The organism is Pseudoclavibacter chungangensis (assembly GCF_013410545.1).
GTDB classification, from domain to species: domain Bacteria; phylum Actinomycetota; class Actinomycetes; order Actinomycetales; family Microbacteriaceae; genus Pseudoclavibacter; species Pseudoclavibacter chungangensis.
The window spans coordinates 1,806,004-1,823,625 of the sequence record NZ_JACCFV010000001.1; the positions used below are offsets into that span (position 1 = coordinate 1,806,004).

Genomic DNA, 17,622 nt, shown 5'->3' on the forward strand with positions numbered 1-17,622 from the left:
TCCGAACCCCGATCCGAACACAGCGAGGTGATTCGACATGACGCAGGCGCCGAGCGAGACCGAGGCCGTCGTCCTGACGACCGGCACGCCCGACCGGCGGCGCCGCGACGACGGTCGATGGGCGTGGGCGCTCATCGCCCCGACCCTGCTCATCCTCGCGATCGTCATCGGGTACCCGATCGTGCAGGCGGTGCGCCTCGCGTTCCAGGCGGACGAACAGCTCGACCCGGCGACGGGATTCTTCGAGGAGGGCGGCTTCGCGGGCGGCTCGAACTTCGTCCACTGGCTGATGCAGGACTGCGGTGGCGGCGCGGGAAGTTGTCCACCGGGCACGCTCGGCTCGGAGTTCTGGTCCGCCATCGGTGTCACGTTCTTCTTCACGATCGTGACCGTGACGCTCGAGGTCGCCCTCGGATTCTGGTTCGCGACGATCATGGGCAAGAACCTCTGGGGCCGGTCCGTCATCAGGGCGAGCGTGCTCGTGCCGTGGGCGATCCCCACCGCCGTGACCGCGAAGCTCTGGTACTTCATGTTCGCCGACAACGGCATCGTGAACAGCGTCCTCGGGCAGCAGATCCCGTGGATGACCGGCGTCTGGGAGTCACGCTTCGCGGTGATCGTGGCCGATGTGTGGAAGACGACACCGTTCGTCGCGCTCCTCATCCTCGCGGGCCTGCAGATGATCCCGAAGGACGTCTACGAGGCCGCCCGCATGGACGGTGCGTCGCGCTGGCAGCAGTTCACGCGCATCACGCTGCCCCTCGTGCGACCGGCGCTCATGGTCGCGATCCTCTTCCGCGTCCTCGACGCGCTGCGCATGTACGACCTGCCCGCGATCATGCAGGGCGCGTCGGGCGGTTCGCCCACGACGACGATGTCGATCCTCGTCACGGCCGATATGCGGCAGGGCAACTTCAACAGCGCCTCGGCGCTCTCGACGCTCGTGTTCCTCGTCATCTTCCTCGTCGCGTTCGTGATGGTGAAGTTCCTCGGCGCGAACGCGGTCGATCAGACACGGGCCGGTGCACGTCCGGCGACGAAGGAGAAGACGTCATGACCGCGACCTCGGCACGGAACGAGCGCGCGACGGTGCACCCGCCGCGACGGTACCGGTCGGAGAACGGTTGGGGCACGCGCCTCGGCGCCGTCGTCATCGTGCTGTTCTGTCTGCTGCCGTTCTACTGGATGGTCGTCGTCGCGTTCCGCGAGACGGCGCACACGTTCGACACGACCCCGTGGCCGACGTTCGTGACGCTCGACAACTTCACGGCTGCACTCTCCACGAGCGCGGGGAACGACTTCCTCGCCGCCATCCGCAACAGCCTCCTCATCAGCCTCTGCACGACCCTCGTCGCGGTGCTGCTCGGGATCAGCGTCGCCTACGCCCTCGCGCGCCTCGAGTTCCGGGGCAAGAACGTCGTGACGGGCATCGTCCTCGGTGCGTCCATGTTCCCGGGTGTCGCGCTCGTGACGCCGCTGTTCCAACTGTTCAGTGCCCCTGAGGTGGGCTGGATCGGCACGTACCAGGCGCTCATCGTGCCGAACATCTCCTTCGCCCTGCCCCTCACGATCTACACGCTCACGTCGTTCCTCAACGACATGCCGTGGGAGCTCGAGGAGGCCGCCCGCATGGACGGTGCGACGCGGGGCCAGGCGTTCCGGAAGGTCATCCTGCCGCTCGCCCTGCCCGCGGTGTTCACGACCGCGATCCTCGCGTTCATCGCGTCCTGGAACGAGTACCTGCTCGCGAGCCAGCTCTCGAACCGTCGGACCGAGCCCGTGACGGTCGCGATCGCCCGCTTCGCGGGCGACAACCCCTACATCCAGCCGTACGCGACGATCATGGCGGCGGGGACGCTCGTCACGATCCCGCTCGTCGTCGTCGTGCTCATCTTCCAGCGGCCCATCGTCGCGGGCCTCACGGCGGGCGGGGTGAAGAGCTGATGGTCGCGCGCAACCGGCGGGTGCGCACGGCGCGGCTCGAGATGTGGCTCGGGCTGAGCGGATTCTTCGCCGGCATGGCCCTGTTGCAGCTCGTCACCGCGTTCGTCGTCCGCGCCGATCCCGTGCTCCCGCTCGTGCTCGCGGTCGTCCTCGCCGTGACGTTCGGCACGCTCCTGCGCCGATGGGTCGTGCTGCGACGCTCCGACGAGTGAGACGCGCGGCCCTCAGGCGCCCGACGACGTGAGCGCCTCCGAGATGCGTCGCAGGATCTCCTCGCCGGCCAGCACGCCGCGGGTGTCGGTGACCGTGAGGTTCGATGCCCCGTAGCCCGCGTCCTCGAGCTCGCCGTGCGCGGGCCGGTACGCGATTTCGGCCGCTTCGATGAGCGAGCGGTCGAGCAGCGAGTCGCCCGCGGCGAACACGAGCGACGCCCCGAGCCGCTCACGCAGCTCGTCGACCGCGCGTCCCTTCGTGACGGGCTCGGGCACGCAGTAGAGCTTGCGGCCCTGCAACGAGATGGTCCACCCGAGGGCGTGGCAGCGCTCCCCCAGCTCGACGAGCCAATCGGTCGGCACGGCCTCGCGGTCCACGATCGCGTAGAGGAACAGTCCGTCCGCCTCGTGCACGCGCAGCACCCACCCCGCGTTCGCCGGGTCGCGGAGGACGGCGTCGATCTCGTCGAGCGGGGCCGAGCTCGCCGCGACATCGGCGCGGAGCCTGGCCGCCCGATCCTCGTCGGGGCGGCCGTCGACGAGGATCGTGCCCCCGTTGCTGACGATCGCGTAGCGCGGCCGTGGCGCGGGGAACGCGATGCGGGCGTACTGCGCGGGCGTCCGGGTCGTGACGGGTACGAACTCGGCTCGCGTCCGGATCCCGTCGAGGAGCCGCTCGGCCTCGCGGGTCATGAACGACAGCGGCGCGCCCTGGTACACCTCCGAGACGACGAGCGCGGGAGCGAGCTCATCGGGTGTGTCGAGCGCGAGGGCCCGCGCCGAGTAGACGAGCGTGCGGTCGAGGTCCGACGCGACGATCGCGCCCATCAGTCCGTACCGTCCGTCCGGTCGAGGGGCCGGATGAGGCCGACGGAACTGTACGGCAGCCCCTCCACGACCTCGACGGGCACGCCCCGCTGTTCGGCGAGCAGGAGCACGTGCGCCACGTCCGTCATCGCGTCCGGGCGGACGAGGACGCGCCACGGTATGCGACGGAGCAGGACGCGCGTCGTCTCGCCCACGCCGGGCTTCACGAGGTTCACGTCACCGATGCCGTACTCGTCGCTGATGCGTTCGACCGCCGCCCAGCCCGTCCACGTCGGCTCGCGATCCCCGGCCCGCACGTCCTCGACGCCGCGAGCGACGTCCTCGTCGACCTCGGGGAAGAACGCGCAGACCGCGTCGAGGAACGCGCCCGACACATCGTGTTCGCGCAGCTCCGCGTAGAACTTCGCGCCGTGGTAGTCATCGGGCCCGATGAGGTCGCGGTTGTAGACCGTGCGCGACACGAGGCCGGACACGGTCGAGTTGAGGCACGCCGAGGGGACGAGGTAGTCCTCCCGCGTCCCGAAGATCCGCACGCAGTGTCCGGGGTCGGCGAGCACCGCGAGATCGCGGAGGAACCCGATGCCGCTCGTCGCCTCGAAGCGGTCGAGGGCGCTCGCGAGCTCACGGGCGATCGCGCCCTTCCCCGTCCAGCCGTCGACGAACGCGACACGCGCAGGATCGTGGCGCGCGGCGAGCGCCCGCAGCGCGAGTTCGTCGACCCCGACACCACGGACGATGCTCATCGTGTAGTGGTCGACCCGCGTGCCGCGCATGCGTTCGGCCCAGCGCTTCATGAGGATCCCGATGGGCGTCCCCGCGCGTGCGAGCGACACGAGCACGGGTGCCCCCTCGCGCTCGGCGAGCACGAGATCGGTGACGACCCCGACGGCGACGGCGATGCGCCGCGCACTCGCGGCGAGGGCCTCCCGGTAGAGCGCCTCGTACTCGGGTGAGGGCACGTACTCGATGGGCAGCGACTCGGCGTAGTTCGCACGGCCGCTCTGGATCTCGCGCTCCCGCTCGGCGGAGGGTGCCTCGAGGCGGGCGTCCCGCAGATCGGTGAGGAGCCAGCGGACGTCCTCGGGCGCGTAGGAGCCGAAGTCGGGGCCGACGAGCGGCTCGGGGAAGGTTTCGGTGGGGGCGGTCATCATCTCGTCCGTTCCGGGATGCTCGTGTCGGGGTGGCCGCTCGCTCCGAGGGGGCGGTCGCGCGGGCCCCGTTCGTCGACGACCGGTGGGTGCCAGGCGGGCGTGTGCACGACGACGACGCGGGCGGTGACGCGACGGAGTGCGGCGACGACGCCTTCCGCCGCGTCGAGCGCTCCGGCGGGGAGTCCGGGCTCGGGCATGAACACGATCGTGTCGAATCGTCGTCCGCCGCGGGTCAGGTTGTACGCGAACCGCTCCCCCGGACCGTCGACGGTCTCGTCGTGGCTGCGGAACCGGATCGCGCCCGCGATCGCGTAGTCGTCGCGGTCGACGGGCGCGATCGGCGAGCGCGTCGTCGTCGAGAAGCGCACCGCGCGGCCGGGTGCACGCAGCGCGTCCGCGACGTGGACGGGTAGTGCGATGAACTCCTCGGAGCCGAGGACGAGGACGCTGCCGTCGCCGGCGACGGGGTCGATCGCGTCCGCGATCCGCCGCACGACCGCAGGCTCGACGGTGCCCTCGACGCCGAACCGTGCGCTGCGGATCGGGCGCACGTCGACCTCGACGTCGACGACGTCACTCGTCGCCCCCGCGTCGTCCGTCTCCCCCCCATCGCTCACACCACCTGCCACTCCCGCGTCACCGAGGACAGCCTCGGCGCCGACGACGGCGACGGCGTCCTCGGCGCCGGAGGGCTGCGAGGGCGCGCCGATGAGTCGCTCTGCCCGCTCCCGCACGTCGTCGGGCAGGTGCACCGTGCCGACCCCGAGCGCGACGACGTCGATGCGCGTCCCCAGCTCCGCGGCGAGGGCGTCGACGCGTGCGCGATCGGCGGCCGAGCGCAGGTCGATGAGCGAGGCGACGACCCAGTGCCGCTGGGGGCGCACGGCGTGCATCTCGCGCACGGTGTTGATGACCGTGGTGCCCGTGCTGATCTCGTCGTCGACGAGGACGACCGTGCCGTCGGCGACGAGCCAGTCGTCGTCGACGGGTGAGAGCACGTGGCTCGTCGCGTGCGAGTGCTCCTCCTCGAAGCCGATCGCGGGTGCGCCCGGCGCCGGGACGTGGCGCGTGCTGTGGAGGTACCGCGCGCCGAGGGCCTCGGCGACGAGGTGGCCGAGCCCCGTCGCGGTCTCGGCGTACCCGATGACGCGCACGTCGGGGCGATCGCGCGGCGTCGCCGCGGTCGCCGCACGCAACGCATCGAAGCGCCCCTCGTCGGCTCCCGTCGTGCGCTCGTCCGGGTCGAGCGCGGCCGCGAGGAGCTCGGCCGGGCGTGGATCGGGCGCGGCGTCGTCGAGGCGCGCGGCCACGTACCCGCCGAGCACGTGCCCGGCCGCGAGCGCGAGCGCGGGCGGTGTCGGCACGTGCTTCGCGAGCACGGTCGACACGAGCAGGTGGACGCGGCGGGGATTGCGGCGCAGCGCGAGGCCGACGAGTCGCTCGACCGGTACCGCGCTGCGGACGGGGTCGCCGTGCAGCACGATGCCCGTCTCGTCGCGCACGTGGCCACCCGTCCACGCGTTCATCGCATGCTCGCTTCCAGGAGGTCGACGACGGTCGTCTCCTCGGCCGCGACCCCGAAGGCCTCGGCGCGCAGCAGCGTCTTCCGCGCCCATGCGCGGTGGGGTCCGTGCTCGTTCATCTTGTTGCCGTACGGCGAGGCGTGTGCGCCGCCCGCGTCGCCGTCCACGATCGCGCTCGCATCGAGGTACTCCTCGTGGGTCACGACCGAGAGGGCGTGCACGACGGACACGTGACTCGGGTGGATGACCGTCTTGCCGAGCAGACCGTTGGCACGATCGAGCGTGATCTCGCGGATGAGTCCGTCGAGGCCCTTGAGCACGAGGCGCTCACGCAGCCGTCGCTCCCGTGCCGTGACGAACGGCGTCGTCCGCAATTGCGGCTTCAGGATGCGCTCCGCCTTCGCGAAGTGCTCCCACACGGGGCCGGAGATGACGAGATCGTCGCCGGGCCTGCCGAGCACGTTGACGATGTCGGCGATGACGGCCGAGACGACCTTGACGTCGTAGACCGTGAAATCCTTCGAGCGTCGCAGTCCGAACGCGCTCGACAGGTCGGTCGCGCCGATGCGCAACGCGAGCACGTCGTCGCGGTGCGCCCGCGTCACGTCGAGGATCGATGCGAGCGTCTGCTCGCGCGTCTCGAGGTGGATCATGACGGGTGATTCGAGGATCGCCATGATGCGCAGCCGCTGCCCGCCGTCGGCGCCCGTGCGCCCGTGCGTTCGCTGCACCGATTCGAGGGCGGCGAAGAACCGCTCGGCCCTGCCGCCGTGGTTCTCGAACTTCGGGACGACGAAGCCCGAGAGCAGGTCGAGGGCGTCGCCGAGGCGATCCGCGAGCGCGACGAGCTGCTCGGGTGTGCGGACGCGCACGAACAACAGCGGGAGCGGCGCATGCCCCTCGCGATCGCGATCATCGTGCAGCTCACGCAGGGCCGCAGCGACATTCGCCTCGGCGGCGGGCACCTCATCGTCGGCGATGGAGTCCTCGAGGCAGAGCACCATGCTGACGCAGCCACGCGCCGCCTGCTTGAGCACGTCCTTCGCGAGCGAGGGGCGATTCCCCGGGCAGTAGAGCGTCCCGCCGAGCGCGGTCGCGAGGAGCTCGGGCGCGGAGTCCAGGCGGAGCTCCGCGGGCGGTCGGTGGAAGAGCCGATCACGGTGTTCGGGCTCGAGGAAACCGAAGTGGCGCACGTTCATCCGTTCCGTCGTTCGCGTCGCGTCGGCCCGCCGGTCACGACGAAGCCGAACCGGCGGACGACCTCGTCGAGCGTGATCGGGCGGGTGAGCGGTTCGGCGCGCAGCTCGAGCAGCGAGCCGACCCGTGTGATGGAGAGCACGTTCATGGTCGACTCGTCGCCGGTCGACACGACGGTGTGTGAGCCGTCGAACAGATCGACCTCGAGCGGCTCGGTGTCCCCGACGAACACCGCCCGGCGCAGCATGGACAGGTGCCGGAGCGCGATGAGGGCGCCGTCGTCGGCGAGTGCGACGAGTTCACGATTGCCCGGTGTGTGCACCGTGCGCCCGGCTCGCTCGCCGGACGCCGTGCACCACCCCGTCTCGAGCGTCGTCGCCTCCCACACGGCGACCACCGCACCGTGCACGAGGAGGGTGCCGATCGCCGAGCGCCGGGCGTCGAGGCGCACCATCGGCTCCTCGTCACCCAGGACGAGCACCTCGCCGATCGTCGGTGCGGGGAACGGCGGGAGGACGTCGGCGGGTGCGCTGCGCGGACGCGCCGGTGCCCCGGCCGCGCCGGATGTCGACGCCGGCGACGGGGCGGACCTGCCGCCCGCGGCGTTCGCGTGCGAAGCGCCCACGGCGCCCGGCGGAACGGCGCCCCGACGCGGCCCGAGATCGAGTCCCGTCCCGGACGAGCCCGGTGCCGGGGCGGGTTGCGCGGGGGTCGACCGCGCGGGCTGTGCCGGAACCGGCGGTGGGACCGTCGGCACGACCGGCGGTGTCCGCGGCGCCGCCGTGGTCGGTGGCGGCGTGACGTGCTGGACGGGCGTCGTCGCTCGCGCGGCGTCCTGGGCCGGCGGCCCGACGGGTGCGACGGGCGCCGTCGACCCCGGTAGGCGCGTCAGGTCGAGCCGCGCCGGAGCGTCGGCCACCCGGGCACTCGGCTTGATGCGTCGACGGAGATAGGGCAGATCGGTGCGTGTTCGACCGGCGTCCGGGCCCACGTCAGAGTTCGATTCCGAAGTCGTCTGCGAGCCCCTGCAGGCCGGACCCGTAGCCCTGGCCGAGCGCGCGGAACCGCCACTCGTCGCGGTGCCGGTACAGCTCGCCGAAAAGCACCGCCTGGCTCGACGCGACATCGCCGAGCGGGACGTCGAAGCGCACGAGCTCGCGCCCGTCGCGGGCGCAGACCCGCACGAAGGCGGAGCGGACCGAGGAGAAGTCGCCCGGGCCGCGGACGTCGGGGTCGACGTACACGACGAAGACGAACCGATCGACCTCGTCGGGGACGACCCGGAGGTCGATGTCGATCTCCTCCTCGTCACGGGCGTCGGCGAACGTGACCGAGCCGTCCGCGCTCATGAGCTGGTTGAAGAAGACGAGGTGGTCGCTCGACAGCGCCCGGCCGTCGTGCCCGCACACGATCGCGAGCGGGACGAGCTCCGCCTGGGGTCCGCGGCTCGGGACCACGTCCCAGCCGAACCCGAACAGCACTTCGTCGATGCCGGGGTTCTCTGCCGTGATCGCGGCGTTCGCGCCAGGAACGAGGGATGCCATCAGCGTCCCCCGAGCACGAGCGCGTCGTCGGGGCCCTGGAACTTGTCCGCGAGGAACCGGCCGTACGTGGACAGTTCCGCGATCGCGCCGGAGCGCACCTGTCCGAGCATGTCGCGCACCGTCGCCTCCAGGATCCCGAGCTGCTCGCCGAAGGCCGTCGTGGCGGCGGCGTCCTCGGCCCGGTCCGCATCGTCGAGCGCCAGGTAGGCGCGCATGGGCGTCGGCACGTAGTCGCCGATCATCGCCGCGAGCAGCACGCGCTGCTCGGTCGACGCCCCCTGGTCGGCGATCGCCGCGACGATCTCGCGCAGGCGGTCGTCGATCTGACGCAGACGCGACGAGATCGGCGTCGGCAGGTCCCGCCCCGCGGCCCGGACCTCGTCACGGAGACCGTCGAGGGCCCGCGCGGTGCGGGCGTCCTCGAGTTCCGTCTCGGAGGGGCCCGGCGGCGGCGTGTCGATCGCGTCCGGGGGCGCGGCCGGGGCCCCCTGGTCGCGCCGTCGCCCGAACGCGCTCATGAATCGTTCGAACGCCATCGTGCACCCCCGTTCCCGTGGACGGCCACCGACGACCGTCCCTTCCTCCTGCTGTCCCGTGCGCGGCGCATCCGCCGCCGTGGATCAGGCCTGTTCGCGCTGCTCCGCCTCGCGGCTGCGCTCGAGGTACGGGCGCGCGCGCTCGAGCCCCGACTCGAGGGCGTTCACGGTGCCCTCCATGTTCCGCGCGGCCGTCGCGCGGAACGTGTCGATCGCGTCCATCGTCGCGAACACGTTGTCGAAGGCCCGCTGCAGCGTCTCGACGCTCACCCCGGAGTTCGTCGCCTGCTCGTGGATGCGCGTCGTCTGGTCGCGCAGCATCTCGCTCGTCTGCAGGATCATGTTGTTCGTCGTCGTGTTGATGGCGTCGATCTGGTCGAGCACCATCTTCTGGTTCGCGAGCGCCTGCGCGACGATGACGGCCGTGCGCAGGGCGGCGATCGTCGTCGTCCGGGCGCGGTCGACGCCCTTGATGAGCTCGAGGTTGTTCTTGCGGATGAGGTCCATCGCGAGGTAGCCCTGGACCGACACGGCGAGCTGCGTGAGGATGTCCTGGTGCCGCTGCCGCACGGGGAAGAGCACGTCGGCCTCGAGCGCCTGCGCCTGCTCGATCTGGCCCGCCGCCCGCGTCTGGTCGATCTTCTCGACGCAGGCCGCGTCGAGGGCCTTGGCGAATACCGCGTACTCGCTGAGGGCCTGCATGTTCTCCCACAGCTGGACCTTCTCGCCCGCGAGCGAGGCGTTGTCCTTGAGGAGTTCGTCCTGCCCGGCCATGAGCGACTTGATGATCTTGTCGAGCTGGGTCTGCGCCGATTCGTAGCGCTGGAAGTACTTGGCGAGCTTGTTGCCGCCGGGGATGAACCCGAGAATCTTGCGCCCCAGGCCGAGGTCGGCCTGGTTGGGCGTGAGGTCCTCGACCGTCGAACGCAGGTCGCCGAGGGTCGTGGCCACACGGATCTGCGCACTGTCGCCGCCACGCTTGGCACCGGCGACCGAGGTCGACGAGCGCTCGAGCATGCGCGAGGAGAAGTTCCCCGATCGCACCATCTCGGCGCCGCCGATCTCGGAGATACCGCCGAGCTTCTGCGTGAACTCGGGCGCCCTCGGGTCGAGGGTCGCCACCTCCGCCACGAACGCGCGCGCCTGCTGCTGGATCTCGGCCTGCCGGTCGGCGGGCACGGGGACCATGCCCGGTGCCTGCTCGGCCTGCACGATCTCCGGTGCGTCGGGTGCGTGGAGCACGAGCGAGGCCTCGGCGACCTCGCCCGCGTCCGGTGGCGTCAGTGGGCTGCTCATGCGAACTCCTCGGTGATTCTCGGGTTCATCCGGTGGGGCGTCAGCCGAGCTGGACGCCGAAGTCGGTCGCGATGCCGGCGAGGCCGGTGGTCCAGCCCTGACCGACGGCCTTGAACTTCCACTCGGCACCGTTGCGGTAGACCTCGGAGAAGATCATGGCCGTCTCGGGTGCGGCGTCCTCGCTCAGGTCGTAGCGCACGACCTCGTTGCCGTCCTGGTCGACGATGCGGCAGTAGGCGCCGCGGACCTGACCGAAGTTCTGGCGACGCGCGTCGGCCTGGTCGATCGAGACGACGATCACGATGCGCTGCACGTCGGGCGAGACCTGCGCGAGGTTGATGACGATCTGCTCGTCGTCGCCGTCCCCCTCGCCGGAGCGGTTGTCACCCTGGTGCACGACGGAGCCGTCGGACGCCGAGAGCTGGTTGTAGAAGATGAAGTCCGCCGACGAGCGGACCTTGCCGTCGGCACCGATGAGCAGCGCCGAGGCGTCGAGGTCGAACTGCTCCCCGCTCGTGGTGCGCGGGTCCCAGCCGAGACCGACGGTCGCCTGGGTGAGGCCGGGCGCGGCCTTGGTGAGAGAGAGGTTGTTGCCCTTGGCGAGCGAGAGACCAGCCATGCGATTCAGTGCTCCTTTTGTGGGTTCGGACGCGGTTGCGACCGGATTGGGGGAAGGGACGGTGACGATCTTCCGGGGTGCGGTGCCCCCGGGTCAACGCTCAGAGGACCTCGGCCGCGGGGCCGATCAGATCCTTCACGGTGCGACCGTCGGCACGCCGACCGATCGCGGTGAACGTCCACCCGGTCCCCTGGCGCGACACCTTCGACATGATCATCGCGGTCTGGGGTCCCGAGTCCGTGAGCTGATAGCGCGCGACCTCGGGCGTTCCGGGCGTCGCGTCGTCAACGACCCGACTGAACGCGTTCTCGACGGCGTCGAAGGTCTGCCGGCTGTAGCTCGTGATGACGAACACGATCTGGGCGACCTCGGGGGCGACGCGCGTGAGGTCGACGACGATCGTCTCGTCGTCGCCGTCGCCCTCGCCCGTGAGGTTGTCGCCCGTGTGCCTCGTCGACCCGTCACCGCTCGCGAGCTTGTTGAACCAGACGGTGTCGACCGCCGTGCCCGCCGCGTCGAAGAAGATGGCCGACGCATCGAGGTCGATCTCGGCGGGGGCCTTGCGTCGCCCGAACAGGCCGCGCTTCTCCGGCAGGGCACTGTCCCATCCCAGCCCGAGTCGGATCCGGGTGAGCGCTCCGCCGTCCTGCTTCGTGAGCGAGAGGGACTGCCCCTTCTCCAAGCTCAGACCCATTCGGTGACTCCTCGTCGGTCGGACCGGTGCGGCGACGATGCCGATCCTATCGATCGGGGCTCGCCGCCACGTGTTTCGTGGGCAACGCTACGGGATCCGGGTCGCCGATCGCTGGGATCGTCGCGCGTCCGCGCGAGGAATCCGTCCACGGTCGGTGGTACGGGGATCGATGAGCGTCCTCGGGGCCCCGACGACTCATCCTCGGGGATGATACTCGTCGCGGCCCGCGGCGCCCTCACGTCCCCGACCCGGCGATCGCCCCGGCACCGACGGCGAGGACCGCGATGAGCGCGAATCCGACCATGCTGCAGTACAGCACCGCGAGCGGGACGAGGCGACGCGGGCCGGGCCGGACGGCGTACCGGACGACGAGCATCGCCACGAGGAGCGTCGCGAGCACGCCGATCGCGACCCACCCGAACACGGGCGCCTCGGGAATGAGGAGCACGAACACCGCGCCGCACAGCGCGAACGTCACGGCCGCCACGACGATCCAGCTCGTGCCGGGCGACGTCGTGAGCGCCGGCTGATCGCGCATCCTGGTCGATTCGGACATGCCCGCACGGTAGCCCGCGACCCTTCGGGCGGCCTCCGGTCCGCCCCCTCGTTCGCTCGACGCGCACGACGAGCGCGGCCCGTGACGCTCGGCGGGTGCTCGACAGTTCATGCTCGGCCGCTGCTGCACGGCCCGCGGTGCGCGGCCCGCGACGTCAACCGGTGAAGATCGCGGACGCGCGGATCGCGGTCTGCACGAGTCCGTAGCCGAGCCCGCCCACGACGACGAGCGTGAGCGCCGTCCCGACGACGCGGTAGGGAATCGTCGTGCCGTTGACGCGCGGCGCGCGGCCGTCCGCCGGGTCGTCCGTGTGCTCGCTCATACCCGTGCCCCCTCGTTCTCGATTCCGCGCGGCTCGACGAACCGCTCGTCCACGGGCCGGACGAGCAGGTTCGCGACGAACCCGATCGCGAGCGCGCCCGCCATGATGAACAGGCTCGGTGCGTACAGCTCGGGCCCGGTCCGTCCCGCCGCCTGGCCCGATTCGACGATCGTGTTCACGACGAGCGGCCCGACGACGCCCGCCGCCGACCAGGCCGTGAGCAATCGGCCGTGGATCGCGCCCACCTGGAAGACACCGAACAGGTCCTTCAGGTACGCGGGGATCGTGGCGAATCCCCCGCCGTAGAACGACAGGATGACGAGCGTGGCGAGCACGAACACGACGAGCGAGCCGCCGCCGAGGAACCCGACGAGCAGGTACATCGCGAGCCCACCGCCGAGGTAGAGCACGTACACGTTCTTGCGTCCGATCCAGTCGGACACCGTCGACCAGACGAAGCGACCGGCCATGTTCGCGAGCGAGAGGAGCCCGACATAGCCCGCGGCCGCTGCGGCGGTGACCCCGAAGGAGTCCTGGATCATGGGCGACGCGTTCTCGAGGATTCCGATCCCGGCCGTCACGTTGAGGAACAGCACGACCCACAGGAGCCAGAACTGCGGCGTGCGGATCGCGTTGCGCGCCGATACGTCGTGGGTCGTCTGCAACGGCTTCGACGTCGCGCGGCCCGGGTCCCACCCCGTCGGACGCCACTGCGGATTCGGTACGCGGATGACGAACGCGCCGGCCGCGATCACGATCGCGTAGACGGCACCGAGCGTCAGGAACGTCGGGGTGAGCCCCGCGATGAGCTGCGCCGGTTCCGTTCCGCCACCGTAGAAGCTCATGAGTGCGTTCGACATGGGACTCGCGATGAGCGCACCGCCGCCGAAGCCCATGATCGCGAGACCGGTCGCGAGTCCGGGTCGATCGGGGAACCACTTCATGAGCGTCGAGACCGGTGAGATGTAGCCGATACCGAGCCCGATGCCACCGATGACGCCGTAGCCGGCGTAGACGAGCCACAACTGTCCGCTCGCGATGCCGAGCGCGGACACGGCGAACCCGAGCACCCAGCAACCGCCGGCCGCGAGCATCGACGCGCGCGGCCCGGCGCGCTCCACCCACGTCCCGAAGACCGCGGACGAGCAGCCGAGCATGAGGATCGCGATCGAGAAGATCCAACCGATCGAGACCTCGCCCGCCTCGAATCGCCCCATGAACGGCGCCTTGAAGACGCTGAACGCGTAGACCTGGCCGATGCAGAGGTGGATCGCGAGGGCGGCGGGCGGGATGAGCCAGCGGTTGAAGTGCACGGGGGCGACGATGGCCTCCCGCGTGAGGCGTTCGAGCATGGTGTCCTTCCGGTCAGCGGCGCTGCTGTCGTTCGGTCCTCGTCCATCGTGACAGACATGTCGCGTCGGATCGAATCGCCGACGGTCGCTCACGTCCCCCGTCGCGGCGGCCGGGTCGGCGCGGGCACCGGCAGCGGCCGTCAGCCGTCGAGCCGGGGTGCGTCGCGCGGGTAGCCGAGCATGAGCGCGGCCGATGCGAGCCACACGACGCCGATGGCGACGAGCAGCGTCTGTCCGCCGAGGCCGTTCGCGGCGCCCGCGAGCCCCGCGCCGAGCGCGTTCGCGGACGAGCGCAGGCCCGCCCCGATCGTGAACACCTGCGAGCGCACCGCGGCCGGGCTCTGCTGCATCCGCAGGAGCAGCATCGAGGCGGTGCTCGACGAGGTGAACAGGCCGGACAGTCCGACGAGGACGGTCGTCCACACGAGTCCGGGCCCCAGGGCGAGCGCGGCGATCATCGTCGCGAGCCCCGTCGCGGCGAATCCGAGCCGCATGTCGCGAGCGGGTGGGATGCGGACGGGTCGGACGGAGATCGCGATCGTGCCGAGCAGCGCGCCGACCGCGAACGCGGTCACGACGACCGCTCCCCCGTCGGGCGACCCCGTGCGCTCGATCGCGAGGGCGACGCTCGCGATCGCGAGCCCGCCCGCGCCGAGCTGGCTCACGGCGCCCGAGATCGTGACGAGCGCGATCGGTCGATGACGAACGAGGTGTCGCGCGCCGATCGCGATCGCGTGCAGCATCGATCCGGCCTCCGCGGGCTTGCGCGGCAACCCGATCACGAGCGTTGCGACGACCCCCGCGAGGGCACAGCCCGACATGACGACGAGCGCGATGCGGGCCGATCCGAAGGCGGTCGCCGCGGCCACGACCGCGGGGCCGACGACCGAGCCGATGTTGTACGCGAGCGCATCGACCCCGAAGGTGCGCTTCTCGCTCGTCACGACGAGGCTCGCGACGCTCGACAGGCCGCCCATGTAGAACGGTGACGCGGCGCCCGCGCAGAGCACGAGCAGGAAGACGAGCGGGAGCGGGATCGGGCCCGTGAGGGAGGCCGCGGCGAACGCGAGTGCCGTGAGCCCGCCCGCGACCGCGACGAACGGGGCCGGGCGCGGGGTCCGGTCGATCACGGCCCCCACGACGGGTGCCGCGACGATGCTCGGGGCGAGGCTCGCCGCCGCGAGTGACCCGCCGACCGCGACGTCGCCCGTCGCCTCGATCGCGAGGAGCGGCAGCGCGACGGCGGCGCCGCCGCTCGAGAGCCGCAACGGCGCGGCCATCGCGAGGTACCCCGCGACGCTCACGAGCAGGGCGCGACGGGCCCGCGCGTCACGACGCGGTCGCCGGGTCCGTCCGCCGCACGGGCGGCCGGACGGAGACGTACTCGAGATCCCCCGGGTGCGCGACGACGTGGAGGACCGTGCTCGCGACGTCGGCGGGGGCGAGCTTCGCCCGGCGGACGTCGTCGGGCGCCGAGTCCCGCGTGTCGGTGGGGCCCGGCGCGACGGTCACGACACGGATGCCCTGCGGACCGAGGTCGAGGCGAAGCGAGTCGGTGAGGCCCTGGAGCGCGAACTTCGACGCGACGTACACCGGCTTGTCGGCGAAGGGGTGTCGGCCGGCGCCCGAATTGATCATGACGACCGTGCCGTGCGCAACCCGGAGCGCGGGCGTGAGCGCGCGCACCAACGCGGCCGGGGACGTGACGTTGACCGCGAACGCCTGCGTGAAGTCCGCCGAGCTCGTGCCGGCGAGGACGCCGTCGTGGATGACGGCGGCGTTGTTGACGAGCAGATCGAGCCGTTCGATGCCGAGCGCGGCCACGCCGCGCTCGGCGGCATCGGGATCCGTGAGATCGAGTGGGAGGACGCGCACGGTCGCGCCCGTCGGTGCGAGTTCGGTGGCGACGCATTCGAGCGCGGCGGCGTCGGTCGCGACGAGCACGAGGTCGTAGCCGGTGCGGGCGAGCGCATCGGCGATCGCGCGTCCGATGCCGCGGCTCGCGCCGGTCACGAGGGCGAGAGGTCTGGACATGCCGCGATCGTATCGTCGCGAGGGGTGTGCGCCGGTGGAGCGGTGTCACATGACGTTCCCACCCCCGGCCACAGGATCGTCCCCCGGATCCCTCCTCGTCGTCACCCCGGAGCGCTAACGTGAAGCCATGAGCACACCGGTCGACGCCACGTCCACTCCCGCCTGGGCCGAACTGTCCGCCCTCCGCGACGCCTTCACCCCGGATCTGCGCGCGTGGTTCGCCACCGATGCGGAGCGCGCGGAGCGCCTCACCTTCGATCTCGCGGAGCTGCGCGTCGATCTGTCGAAGAACCTCGTGACCGACGAGGTGTTCGCCGCGCTCGTCCGCCTCGCGGAGCAGACCGGCGTCGCGGAGCACTACGCGGCGATGCTCGCGGGCGAGCACATCAACACGACCGAGGACCGCGCGGTGCTGCACACCGCCCTGCGCCGCCCGAAGGGTGCCGAGCCCGAGCTCGTCGTCGACGGGCAGCACATCGACCACGACGTGCACGAGGTCCTCGACAACATGGCCGCGTTCGCGAACCGCGTGCGCTCGGGCGAGTGGACGGGCGTCACGGGCAAGCGCGTGACCCACGTCGTGAACATCGGCATCGGCGGCTCCGACCTCGGCCCCGTCATGGTCTCGGAGGCCCTCGCGCCCTATGCCGATGCGGGCATCGAGGCCCGGTTCGTGTCGAACATCGACCCGACCGACATCGCGCAGAAGACCGCCGACCTCGACCCCGAGACGACGCTCGTCATCGTCGCGTCGAAGACGTTCACGACGCTCGAGACCCTCACGAACGCGCGGCTCGCGCGCGACTGGCTGTGGGCGGGACTCGAGGCCGCGGGCGCGATCGGTGACGACGACGCGTCGCGCACGAACGCGGTCGCGCACCACTTCGCGGCCGTCTCCACGGCGCTCGACAAGGTCGGGGCGTTCGGGATCGACACCGACAACGCGTTCGGGTTCTGGGACTGGGTCGGTGGCCGCTACTCGGTCGACTCGGCGATCGGCCTGTCGCTCGACATCACGCTCGGGCCGGACGCGTTCGCGGACCTCCTCGCGGGCTTCCACGCCGTCGACGAGCACGTGCGCACGACGCCCCTCGACCGCAACGTCCCCGTCCTCATGGGGCTGCTGAACGTCTGGTACTCGAACTTCCTCGGTGCGCAGTCGCACGCCGTGCTCCCCTACGCCCAGCAGCTGCACCGCTTCGCCGCGTACCTGCAGCAGCTCACGATGGAGTCGAACGGCAAGTCGGTGCGCTGGGACGGCTCGCCCGTGACGACGACGACGGGCGAGGTGTTCTGGGGCGAGCCGGGGACGAACGGTCAGCACGCGTTCTACCAGCTCATCCACCAGGGCACGCGGCTCATCCCGGCCGACTTCATCGCGTTCGTGAACCCCGCGTACCCCCTCACGGACGACGGCCGCGACGTGCACGGACTCCTGCTCGCGAACTTCCTCGCCCAGACGAAGGCCCTCGCGTTCGGCAAGACCGCGGAGGAGGTCGAGGCGGAGGGCACGACGGGCCCGCTCGTCGCGGCGCGTACCTTCCCCGGCAACCGCCCGACGACCTCGATCTTCGCCCCGGCCCTCACGCCGCGCGCGCTCGGCGAGCTCATCGCGCTGTACGAGCACATCACGTTCACGCAGGGCGTCGTGTGGGGCATCAACTCCTTCGACCAGTGGGGCGTGGAGCTCGGCAAGCAGCTCGCGCTCCAGATCGCCCCGGCGATCGAGGGCGACGAGGAGGCCGTCGCCGCGCAGGACGCGTCCACGAAGGCGCTGCTCGCCTACTACCGGGAACACCGCACGCACTGAGCGG

Annotated in this window: 19 protein-coding genes; 4 read left to right on the plus strand and 15 right to left on the minus strand. The window is 71.3% G+C overall.

Annotated features, from left to right (window positions below; translation table 11 throughout):
* The first annotated feature begins 37 nt into the window (after positions 1-37).
* From HNR16_RS08105 to HNR16_RS08115, 3 genes are read left to right on the plus strand one after another with little or no spacing between them, the layout of a single operon-like run.
* Complete coding sequence (locus HNR16_RS08105) at positions 38-1,057, plus strand: carbohydrate ABC transporter permease (protein ID WP_158039551.1); 1,020 nt, start codon at positions 38-40, stop codon at positions 1,055-1,057.
* Positions 1,054-1,944 carry a carbohydrate ABC transporter permease gene (locus HNR16_RS08110; protein ID WP_158039550.1) on the plus strand — a complete coding sequence of 297 codons (891 nt, stop codon included), beginning with the start codon at positions 1,054-1,056 and terminating at the stop codon, positions 1,942-1,944. The genes HNR16_RS08105 and HNR16_RS08110 overlap by 4 nt, the downstream gene beginning before the upstream one ends.
* Complete coding sequence (locus HNR16_RS08115; RefSeq protein ID WP_158039549.1) at positions 1,944-2,156, plus strand: hypothetical protein; 213 nt, start codon at positions 1,944-1,946, stop codon at positions 2,154-2,156. The genes HNR16_RS08110 and HNR16_RS08115 overlap by 1 nt, the downstream gene beginning before the upstream one ends.
* Before the next feature lie 12 nt (positions 2,157-2,168).
* Here the strand turns inward: HNR16_RS08115 and HNR16_RS08120 are convergent, their stop codons facing one another.
* The 15 genes from HNR16_RS08120 to HNR16_RS08190 form a co-directional block, all read right to left on the minus strand.
* Positions 2,169-2,984, minus strand: coding sequence for an HAD family hydrolase (locus HNR16_RS08120; protein WP_179558162.1), 816 nt, complete (start codon positions 2,982-2,984; stop codon positions 2,169-2,171).
* Positions 2,984-4,132, minus strand: coding sequence for a cysteine protease StiP family protein (locus HNR16_RS08125; RefSeq protein ID WP_218868407.1), 1,149 nt, complete (start codon positions 4,130-4,132; stop codon positions 2,984-2,986). The genes HNR16_RS08120 and HNR16_RS08125 overlap by 1 nt, the downstream gene beginning before the upstream one ends.
* A complete protein-coding gene (locus tag HNR16_RS08130; RefSeq protein ID WP_179558163.1) occupies positions 4,132-5,661 on the minus strand; it encodes a phosphoribosyltransferase domain-containing protein in 1,530 nt (509 codons plus the stop codon). Before HNR16_RS08130 ends, HNR16_RS08125 begins: the two co-directional genes overlap by 1 nt.
* A complete protein-coding gene (locus HNR16_RS08135) occupies positions 5,658-6,857 on the minus strand; it encodes an HpcH/HpaI aldolase/citrate lyase family protein (RefSeq protein ID WP_218868408.1) in 1,200 nt (399 codons plus the stop codon). Before HNR16_RS08135 ends, HNR16_RS08130 begins: the two co-directional genes overlap by 4 nt.
* Positions 6,854-7,480, minus strand: coding sequence for a hypothetical protein (locus tag HNR16_RS08140; RefSeq protein ID WP_158039546.1), 627 nt, complete (start codon positions 7,478-7,480; stop codon positions 6,854-6,856). The genes HNR16_RS08135 and HNR16_RS08140 overlap by 4 nt, the downstream gene beginning before the upstream one ends.
* Positions 7,481-7,847: 367 nt before the next feature.
* Positions 7,848-8,399 carry a TerD family protein gene (locus HNR16_RS08145; RefSeq protein ID WP_158039545.1) on the minus strand — a complete coding sequence of 184 codons (552 nt, stop codon included), beginning with the start codon at positions 8,397-8,399 and terminating at the stop codon, positions 7,848-7,850.
* Positions 8,399-8,935: a hypothetical protein gene (locus HNR16_RS08150; protein WP_158039544.1), complete on the minus strand. Its 537-nt coding sequence runs from the start codon at positions 8,933-8,935 to the stop codon at positions 8,399-8,401. Before HNR16_RS08150 ends, HNR16_RS08145 begins: the two co-directional genes overlap by 1 nt.
* A gap of 84 nt (positions 8,936-9,019) precedes the next feature.
* On the minus strand, positions 9,020-10,231 hold the full coding sequence (locus HNR16_RS08155; RefSeq protein ID WP_158039543.1) for a toxic anion resistance protein: 1,212 nt from the start codon (positions 10,229-10,231) through the stop codon (positions 9,020-9,022).
* Positions 10,232-10,271: 40 nt separating this feature from the next.
* Complete coding sequence (locus HNR16_RS08160; RefSeq protein ID WP_158039542.1) at positions 10,272-10,850, minus strand: TerD family protein; 579 nt, start codon at positions 10,848-10,850, stop codon at positions 10,272-10,274.
* A gap of 100 nt (positions 10,851-10,950) precedes the next feature.
* Positions 10,951-11,544, minus strand: coding sequence for a TerD family protein (locus HNR16_RS08165; RefSeq protein ID WP_158039541.1), 594 nt, complete (start codon positions 11,542-11,544; stop codon positions 10,951-10,953).
* Between the two features lie 235 nt (positions 11,545-11,779).
* The gene (locus HNR16_RS08170; RefSeq protein WP_158039540.1) at positions 11,780-12,100 is read right to left on the minus strand and encodes a hypothetical protein; all 321 of its coding nucleotides are present in this window, start codon (positions 12,098-12,100) and stop codon (positions 11,780-11,782) included.
* Positions 12,101-12,254: 154 nt separating this feature from the next.
* On the minus strand, positions 12,255-12,422 hold the full coding sequence (locus HNR16_RS08175; protein ID WP_179558164.1) for a hypothetical protein: 168 nt from the start codon (positions 12,420-12,422) through the stop codon (positions 12,255-12,257).
* Positions 12,419-13,774 carry an L-lactate MFS transporter gene (locus tag HNR16_RS08180; protein ID WP_158039539.1) on the minus strand — a complete coding sequence of 452 codons (1,356 nt, stop codon included), beginning with the start codon at positions 13,772-13,774 and terminating at the stop codon, positions 12,419-12,421. Before HNR16_RS08180 ends, HNR16_RS08175 begins: the two co-directional genes overlap by 4 nt.
* Positions 13,775-13,914: 140 nt before the next feature.
* Positions 13,915-15,078, minus strand: a complete 1,164-nt coding sequence (locus tag HNR16_RS08185; protein WP_179558165.1) for an MFS transporter — start codon at positions 15,076-15,078, stop codon at positions 13,915-13,917.
* Positions 15,079-15,103: 25 nt separating this feature from the next.
* Positions 15,104-15,808 carry an SDR family NAD(P)-dependent oxidoreductase gene (locus HNR16_RS08190; protein WP_158039538.1) on the minus strand — a complete coding sequence of 235 codons (705 nt, stop codon included), beginning with the start codon at positions 15,806-15,808 and terminating at the stop codon, positions 15,104-15,106.
* A 127-nt stretch (positions 15,809-15,935) separates the two neighbouring features.
* Between HNR16_RS08190 and pgi the strand changes: the two genes are divergently transcribed.
* On the plus strand, positions 15,936-17,618 hold the full coding sequence (gene pgi / locus HNR16_RS08195; protein ID WP_158039537.1) for a glucose-6-phosphate isomerase: 1,683 nt from the start codon (positions 15,936-15,938) through the stop codon (positions 17,616-17,618).
* Positions 17,619-17,622: the final 4 nt, after the last annotated feature.